General features: G+C 39.8%; 7 protein-coding genes. All 7 read left to right on the plus strand.

Translation table 11 applies throughout. The features are described 5' to 3' along the window. The first annotated feature begins 85 nt into the window (after nucleotides 1–85). The 7 genes from KPC_RS03695 to KPC_RS03725 all read left to right on the plus strand — a co-directional run bounded on the left by KPC_RS03695 (nucleotide 86) and on the right by KPC_RS03725 (nucleotide 8,492). Complete coding sequence (locus tag KPC_RS03695; protein WP_121973067.1) at nucleotides 86–1,090, plus strand: quinone-dependent dihydroorotate dehydrogenase; 1,005 nt, start codon at nucleotides 86–88, stop codon at nucleotides 1,088–1,090. Between the two features lies 1 nt (nucleotide 1,091). Further along, nucleotides 1,092–1,685, plus strand: a complete 594-nt coding sequence (locus KPC_RS03700) for a CvpA family protein (protein WP_121973068.1) — start codon at nucleotides 1,092–1,094, stop codon at nucleotides 1,683–1,685. A gap of 23 nt (nucleotides 1,686–1,708) precedes the next feature. Continuing rightward, nucleotides 1,709–3,253, plus strand: a complete 1,545-nt coding sequence (gene purF / locus KPC_RS03705; protein ID WP_121973069.1) for an amidophosphoribosyltransferase — start codon at nucleotides 1,709–1,711, stop codon at nucleotides 3,251–3,253. Nucleotides 3,254–3,334: 81 nt separating this feature from the next. Then, nucleotides 3,335–5,224 (plus strand): M48 family metalloprotease, encoded by a 1,890-nt coding sequence (locus tag KPC_RS03710; RefSeq protein ID WP_121973070.1) that lies wholly within the window; start codon nucleotides 3,335–3,337, stop codon nucleotides 5,222–5,224. A 104-nt stretch (nucleotides 5,225–5,328) separates the two neighbouring features. Continuing rightward, nucleotides 5,329–6,000: a hypothetical protein gene (locus tag KPC_RS03715; RefSeq protein ID WP_121973071.1), complete on the plus strand. Its 672-nt coding sequence runs from the start codon at nucleotides 5,329–5,331 to the stop codon at nucleotides 5,998–6,000. After that, a complete protein-coding gene (locus KPC_RS03720; RefSeq protein ID WP_121973072.1) occupies nucleotides 5,997–6,965 on the plus strand; it encodes a 2-hydroxyacid dehydrogenase in 969 nt (322 codons plus the stop codon). The genes KPC_RS03715 and KPC_RS03720 overlap by 4 nt, the downstream gene beginning before the upstream one ends. A gap of 87 nt (nucleotides 6,966–7,052) precedes the next feature. Further along, the gene (locus KPC_RS03725) at nucleotides 7,053–8,492 is read left to right on the plus strand and encodes a M48 family metalloprotease (RefSeq protein WP_121973073.1); all 1,440 of its coding nucleotides are present in this window, start codon (nucleotides 7,053–7,055) and stop codon (nucleotides 8,490–8,492) included. Nucleotides 8,493–8,598 lie beyond the last annotated feature (106 nt).

An 8,598-nucleotide genomic window follows, 5' to 3' on the forward strand; every position in this document is an offset into this window, starting at 1 on the left:
GAAAATAAACACTTGTTAGGCATGGTGTTTTACTGGTGCATTGCCTATAATAGGACTACTTAGAAAGCCGTAGACTTTTATAGATATGTTGTATTCACTTGCTCGCCCTTTGTTGTTTTCTTTAGCACCAGAGCGTGCACATGAACTCACATTATCATTGCTCAAAAAAGCCCACAAGGTGGGGGCAATGCGTCAAGATGTTGCAGCAAAACCTGTAACATGTATGGGTATTGAGTTTCCAAATCCAGTTGGACTGGCTGCTGGTCTTGATAAAAATGGTGCATATATTGACGCACTTGCAGGGCTCGGCTTTGGTTTTATTGAAATCGGAACAATTACACCACGTCCTCAAGCTGGAAATCCTAAACCGCGCCTTTTCAGGATTCCAGAAGCAAAGGCAATTATTAACCGTATGGGGTTTAATAATGATGGTGTGGATCAATTAATAGAAAATGTAAAAGCTGCAAAATTTAAAGGTATTTTAGGGATTAATATCGGTAAAAATGCAGATACTCCAGTTGATGATGCTGTGTCTGATTATCTGATTTGTCTTGAAAAAGTTTATAATTACGCATCGTATATTACAGTCAATATCTCATCACCAAATACCAAAAATTTACGTAGTTTGCAAAGTGGTCATGCTTTGACTGACTTGTTGGAAACATTGAAAAAACGTCAGCTGGAACTCGCAGAAGAGCATAAGCATTATGTGCCGTTAGTATTGAAAGTTGCTCCAGATCTGTCAGAACAAGATATACAATTTATCGCAGATCAATTATTACAGTTTAAAATTGATGGTTTGATTGTAACCAATACAACTTTGTCACGTGATGGCGTTGAAAATCTCCCTTATGGTAATGAAACAGGTGGCTTATCGGGTGCTCCTGTATTTGAAAAAAGCACAGCATGTCTGGCAGCTTTTGCGCAACAATTGAATGGGCAGATTCCATTGATCGGTGTTGGTGGAATTCTAGCTGGTGAGCAAGCGCTTGCGAAACAGCAGGCAGGGGCGATGCTGGTACAAATCTATAGTGGAATGATTTACACCGGACCTAGTTTAATACCTGATTGTGTTAATGCTATGACGTAATATGAATACCATCGACATCATCATACTGGTTATTTTACTCATCGGGGGACTCAACGGTTTGCGACAGGGATTTGTTAAAGCCTTTGCGAACTTGATAGGCTGGATTTTTGCACTGATTGTTGCATCCAAATATGCTTATTTAGTTGCTCCTTCAATGTCTGTCTTGAGTCATGATCCTGTCGTGCAAAAAGTGGCAGCATTTGCCTTTATTGTATTGTTAATCATTGTGCTGTGCTGGGTGGTGAGTGGTCTGCTTAATGGTATTTTAAACACTCTCAAACTTGGACCGCTGAATCGTTTGGCCGGTGGAGCATTTGGTGCCTTGAAAGGTTTGCTCATCGTCCTCATAACTATTCAAGGAATTGAACCTTGGGTCGAAAGTTCACCACATTGGAAACACTCCAAATTTATCCAGACATTATTACCATTTGCACCTTTAGCGACAGAGTTGTCCAAAGATGCTGCGAATGAAGCGTTAAACCATATGAAGTCGGAAGAGCATGAGCAAAATGTGATGCCTTCCCGTAGTGTTGATCCTGATTCCTCGATACAGGGAAATGGATCAGCGCATTCAACCAAAAATCCTTTTTATTAATCCTAGCGGTCTGCGAGGTAGTTATGTGTGGAGTCGTTGGTATAGCTGGTAAATCACCTGTTAACCAAATGTTATTTGATGCGTTAACGATGTTACAACATCGGGGGCAGGATGCAGCTGGGATTGTGACTTGTCATAATGGTCGTCTTTTCTTAAGAAAGGACAATGGCATGGTTCGCGATGTATTTCATACTCGTCATATGCGTGCCTTGTTGGGTAATTACGGTATTGGACATGTACGTTATCCAACAGCAGGTTCTTCAAGTAGTGCTGAAGCGCAACCATTTTATGTAAACTCTCCTTATGGGATTACACTTGCACATAATGGTAATTTGACTAATGCTCATGAGATCCATGAAGACTTATTCAAAACTGATTTGCGTCATATGAATACGGATTCAGATTCAGAAGTATTGTTAAATGTCTTCGCGCATGAATTGCAAAAACGCGCCAGTCTGGAGCCAACATCAGATGATATTTTTCATACAGTGAAACGTGTACATGAGCGCTGCAAAGGTGCTTATGGCGTTGTGGCAATGATTACAGGGCATGGTATTGTTGGCTTTCGTGATCCAAATGGGATTCGTCCATTGATTTATGGTTCACGTTTAACCGAAAATGGTGACAAAGAATATATTATTGCTTCAGAATCAGTAGCGATCACAGCATTAGGCTTTAAAGTTGAGCGTGATATTGAGCCAGGTGAGGCAATCTTTATTAATGATAAAGGTGAGTTTTTTGCACAACAATGTGCTGAAGATTCACGCTATCGCCCATGTATTTTTGAGTACGTTTATTTTGCCCGTCCTGATGCAACAATTGATGGTATTTCAGTGTATAAAGCCCGTTTAAAAATGGGTGAAACATTGGCGAACAAAATTTTGCGTGATTGGGGGCATGATCATGATATTGATGTCGTGATCCCGATACCAGATACCAGCCGTACATCAGCACTAGAGCTCGCCAATATTTTAGGTGTGAAGTTCCGTGAAGGGTTTATGAAAAACCGCTACATCGGGCGTACCTTTATCATGCCGGGTCAACAGCAACGTAAAAAATCAGTACGTCAGAAACTAAACCCTGTGGAACTTGAGTTTAAGGGGAAGAATGTTTTACTGGTAGATGATTCGATTGTTCGTGGTACAACATGTAATGAAATTATCCAGATGGCGCGTGATGCTGGTGCTGAAAAAGTCTATTTCGCATCTGCAGCACCTATGGTGAAGTACCCTAATGTCTATGGTATTGATATGCCTGCCAAAGCTGAGCTGATTGCATCTGGTCGTTCAGTTGAGGAAATCAGGGATATTATTGGTGCTGATCGCCTGATTTTTCAAGATTTAGATGATTTGAAAAATGCTGTACGCACGACCAAAGTACCAACAGTGCAGGAATTTGACTGTTCAGTGTTCGATGGTGTGTATGTGACAGGTGATATTGATACAAGCTATCTTGATAACCTGGAGAAAAAGCGTAGTGATACTGCCAAGAAGAAAAAAGATGGTTACATTGATGTGAATATTGATGCCGCTTCTGTTGATCTTAGCGGGATTAAAGAAGAGTTATAATGTGAAATCTCTTTGAAAAAGCGGGTAATTCCCGCTTTTTTATTTTATGATGTGGCTAGGGTCTGATTAGGATGCTTTACATTGAAAGATGTGAGTCATTATTTTATTAAAAACAAAAATATGTTTTGGTCTGCGAGTGTTTGTCTGCTTGCAGCAGTTTTGACTATTTTTATATTAAACACAGTTTTGGGGCTGCTGGTCTTTTATTTTGATCAAACCCAGTCTATTTTTTGGCATTCTCTAAGTGTTTATGTTGTCTGCATTCTATTGTTGGTTTTTGGCTGGTCAGTGGCTTATGAGTTTTATGTTTTTCGCTCAGGTGGCCACTCTTTAGCTAAACAATTAAAAGCACGCCGTTTAAATTTAATTGAGAGTACCCCGGAAGAAATAAAGGCGTTGAAACTGACTGAGCAGTTGGCAAAAACTTTTTCAATTGATGTCCCAGCCGTTTATGTATTACCTGACGAAATTGGGGTCAATGCTTTAACTGCGGGTTTTTATACCAATGATATTGTTATTATTTTAACTTGGGGAGCCTTGCAAAATCTGGATGAACTTGAGCTATATGGACTTTTGAGTCATGAGTTTAATCAGATTATGACAGGCGAGGTCAAGGAAAATACTCGCCTCAAGATTTTATATAGTAGTTTAACCACATTTAGTCAGTTGGGAAGCAAGGTCGCAAAACGTGGTTTTTCCCGTTATGCAGATAAACCACGTCACAAGTTTGAAACCACGTATGTTGCTATTGGTGGCGTGATTTGGCTCATTGGAAGTATGGGGATTTTGATTACCCGATTGATCAAGTTTCTGACACTTGGTGGAAGAACTTTTCATAATGATTATCAAACCAAACGCTTAATGATGAATAACGCCAATATTCAGACTTTATTGCGTATTTATGTCCATCATGCGGGTTCACAAATTCATAGTGAATATTCGGAATCAATTGCACATATGTGTTTTGCAAACTCACTTAGTCCGCAAAGCTGGTTGAATATTCATCCAAGTATTGAAGCACGTATTTATGAGTTAAACCCTTCTATTTTGCAAAACCTGCAACTTGAAAATCTAAAAAAAATCCGTACACAGCCTTTGTTTAGCTTACTTCGCCCATTGGAAGAGCGAAACGCTGAATTTTATAATCCATGGGTGTCACCGCAACCTTTACCCTTATTAAGACTTTCTCCGATTAGCTTTGCTTTGAATGATGCGATCAAACCATTAAATCCAGAAATCAGACGCAGCATGAAGCGCCCTGAACTGATTCAGAGGGCATTACAGACAGCAACAGGTTCTCGTGAAGTTATGGTCGCGATTTTAATGATTCGGCAGTATCGTGAGTTTATACCTGCAAATGCTGAAGTAAGCCGTGCTATCGTTGATGCATTGCTCAATCTGGAAGGTCGTGTGCATATACAGGTCTTTCATGATGCTTGTGCAAATCTGGGGAATATGCCTGCCACAATATCACGTCAGTTTTTGACAAAACTTGCCAGGATTATTCAGGAAGATGGTGAAATAGGTTTGTTGGATGCTTTATTAATAGAGCGGGTCAAAGCTGAATTGAATCTACTGCCAATGCATACTCCAACAGCATATGACAATGTAAAACCACAGATTGTTCGATTGATTGATGCCTTACTCCATGTGCAGCAAATTAATAGTGCAAATCAGCTGGATGTGAGGCATCAGATTTTAGAACGCGTATTATGTGAAGATGAAATTGCTCAGTTTGAGGAAATTTCAGATGAACCGATAGATTTGGGTGAAATTTTAAATGATATTGCTGGTTTGTTGCTGCGAGATCGTTTGAGTATCTTGGGGGTTGCTGAAATGTGCTTGTGGAGTGATCGAATTATCACTCAGGATGAACTGGATGTATTGGAGTTGTTGTATTGGCGGTTGGGCTTTGAAACAGACGAAATTGTAGATCAAATGCAAAAGAAAAATACTTTACTTATAATTTAATCACTATGAAAGCATATAGTCGGGCATTTACTAGACAGAAAAATTACAGTAAAGCAGTGTGAGACTGCTAGAATATAAAACGTTGTAACGAGATGAATGTAAATATGATAGAGCATCAGCGTAATATATTAGCTGCATTAGGAATAGATCTTTGGGTTTCTAAGGGGAGTGCTTGTCAGACATTTACACATACATCTTTATATCGGGATGTTGCTCAGTCAGGAATGTCGACTGAGATCATTATTCCCCAGCCAGTTCAGCAGCAACAAGAAATAGCAGTACAACTCAAGTCACAGCCAAATCCGGTAGTTCCTGAAATAGTGCAGAATGGGCAGCAACAGTCTCAGGTTGCTCAGGTAGAGACACAAACTGAAAAAGCAGAGCCAGCACAACAACTGGAAATTCCTGCATTTGCATTGCAGGCGATCTCTACTGAACATTGTGTAATTGTGGTTGATATCACAGACTTGACGACTGAGCAGAATACGCTATGGATGAATATCCAGCGTGCAATTTCACATCAGTATTATGAGTTGAAATGGCCTTTCCCTCTCAATCAGTTTCAGGATGGTCAGGCTGCCAGTATTTATATACAGGGTTTTTTAGATGCTTTAAAAGCCGACAAGCAACTTCTAAGCTTGGGAGGCTTGCCATATTTTCATGGAATGCAACTCACCCAGTTAGCAAGTTTGCAAGAGATGCTGGAACAACCCTTGTTAAAACGCCGTTTATGGCAATTTATGCAAAATAATGTCGAACAAATGGAAGTGAAATGAGTAAGAAAGTAGTCGTATTTAGCCAGATTGATCAGGATGTTCTAGCTCGTTTAAAAGCACAATATCAAGTCGTTGAGCTAAACCCTAAAAATGGTGATATTAATGAGCAGATTCGGATTGAAGTTGCTAATGCCGATGCCATGATTGGGGCGGGGCGTTTATTAAATGAATCCAATTTATCGACGGCAAAACAGTTAAAAATCATATCAACAGTGAGTGTTGGTTATGATAATTACGATCTTGATTACCTAAATCAGCAAAAAATATGGTTGTCAAACACACCACATGTTTTGACAGAGACTACGGCAGATCTTGCATTTACTTTGTTGGTAAGCGCAGCAAGAAAAGTGCCATCACTTGATCTTTGGACCAAACAGGGTAACTGGAAACGAACGGCTGGTATTGAGCAATTTGGACAGGATATTTTTGGCAAAACCTTGGGAATTATTGGCTTGGGTAATATTGGTGCTGCGGTTGCAAGACGAGGTTTTTATGGCTTCAATATGAATGTTTTATATCATAATCGTAGAGAAAAACTGGAAATGGCACAGCCGTTAAGTGCTCAATATAGAAGCCTGGAAGATTTGCTTGGACAATCGGACTTTGTTGTTGTTGCAGTTGATTTAAATGCGGAATCTAAATCCTTGATCGGTGCTGATGAGTTAAATCTTATGCAGCCACATGCAGTACTGGTCAATATCGCACGTGGTTCTGTTGTTGATGAGCAAGCCTTAATTGAAGCATTAAAATCCAGAAAGATTTTCGCTGCTGGTCTGGATGTATACCAACAAGAACCATTATCAGAATCAGAACTATTTAAACTGGATAATGTGGTTACCATGCCGCATGTTGGGTCTGGAACTGTTGCAACCCGTAAAAAAATGGCTGAACTTGCTTATAAAAATCTGGTCACGGCATTAAATGATCAAATTCCGCAATATTTGGTTAACCCTGATTTTGTATAATTTTGAGATAAATGAATAACACTTCATTGCAAATTTATCCAGTTTTCAATGTTATAGTTAAATTAAATATTCTTAGAGTGTGTAATATTGAAGCGTATCTTGTTAACAATAAGCTTATGTTTTAGTACCGCATGGAGCTCGGCAGAAGGCTTCCATACTTTTACACCCTCACAATTTGTTGTACCTGAAATTGGCGGTGGCGTTGGAATTATCGATCAACAAAGAGAAAAAATGATCGGCGAAAAAGTCTATCGACAAATACAGAATCAGTTGCCACTAATCCATGACCCTTGGCTTGAAGATCACTTTATGGTGCTCTTCAGTCAACTTCTGAGTCAAACACAATTAGGTCAGCCGATCGGCTTGCTGATTGTAAGTGATCCCCAGATCAACGCTTTTGCTGTACCAGGTGGTCTATTTGCTTTAAATACAGGAATGATCACCTCAGCACGAAATATGGATGAAGTTGCGGGTGTGATGGGGCATGAGATAGCTCACGTAGCACAACGTCATTATAGTCGCTCCAAAGAAGCTTTTAAGGGGCAAAGCCTGTTGGCTTTAGCAGGTATTATTGTTGGTGCTGCATTGGCTGCAACGTCTGATGGTGATGCGGGTGGGGCTGTTATGCTGGGTACTCAAGCTGCTTTAATGGATAAACAGCTTAGTTATAGTCGTGATCAGGAACGTGAAGCAGACCGTATAGGAATGCAGTTCATGGATAGGGCTGGTTATAATCCGCAAGCAATGGCCGACTTTTTTGAAAGTATGAATCGTTCAACCAGTCAGCTGAGTTTTTTACCAGATTTTTGGTTGACCCACCCTTTGACAACTGAACGTATGAGCGAAGCTCGTCTGCGAGCGAAACAGTTTCCTCCGATTCCTTATAGTAATACCAGACAGGAATTTGCGATTTTGAAGTGGTATACCTATGTTATTTCAGATCAGGTGTCTGAGGAGCAGGTGCTGGTATTGGCCAAACAGAAAAATATTGCGGGGACTCTGGCAGCCAGTGCATTTTATCTAAAACGTGGGGATTATGATAAGGCTCAGCAATGGCTCGATATATCAAAAGAATTGAAGCCATCACATAACCTGATTAGTATTTTGCAGGCAAGTATTTTACTTGGACAGAATAAACTGGATGATGCCTATCAGGCTATTGTCAGTAAACAACGCATCATGCCGGAAAATAGAGCTTTAGCGTATAAATTGGCCGAAGTGTTAATTCGTCAAAATAAAGCCAAAGATGCCGAGAAGATCATTAATTCATTTGTGACGAAAAATTATCGTGATGTAACTGGTTGGCAGTTATTACAACAGGCTGCCAGTATGGATAAGCAAAATCCTATGCGTACAGTTAATGTGCTGCGTTATCGTGCAGAAAGTCAATATTGGTCGGGTCAGGAGGAAAATGCAATTAAATCATTGTTGCATGCACAAAGACTGGCAAAAAATAATGAATCAGCTTCAACAAAAATTTCTGAACGGTTAAAAGTGATGCAATCTGAACGGCAATTACGTATTTAATGCATACACAACGGCAAAGCTTGATAAGCGAGAGCTAGTTACCGAGTAAGATAACCATTATTATAAATTTTAACCAAAAATATTATTTAGAAATAAGATAATGAAC

Origin of the sequence: Acinetobacter stercoris (genome assembly GCF_900323515.1) — a bacterium.
In the GTDB taxonomy this organism is placed as follows: Bacteria; Pseudomonadota; Gammaproteobacteria; order Pseudomonadales; family Moraxellaceae; genus Acinetobacter; species Acinetobacter stercoris.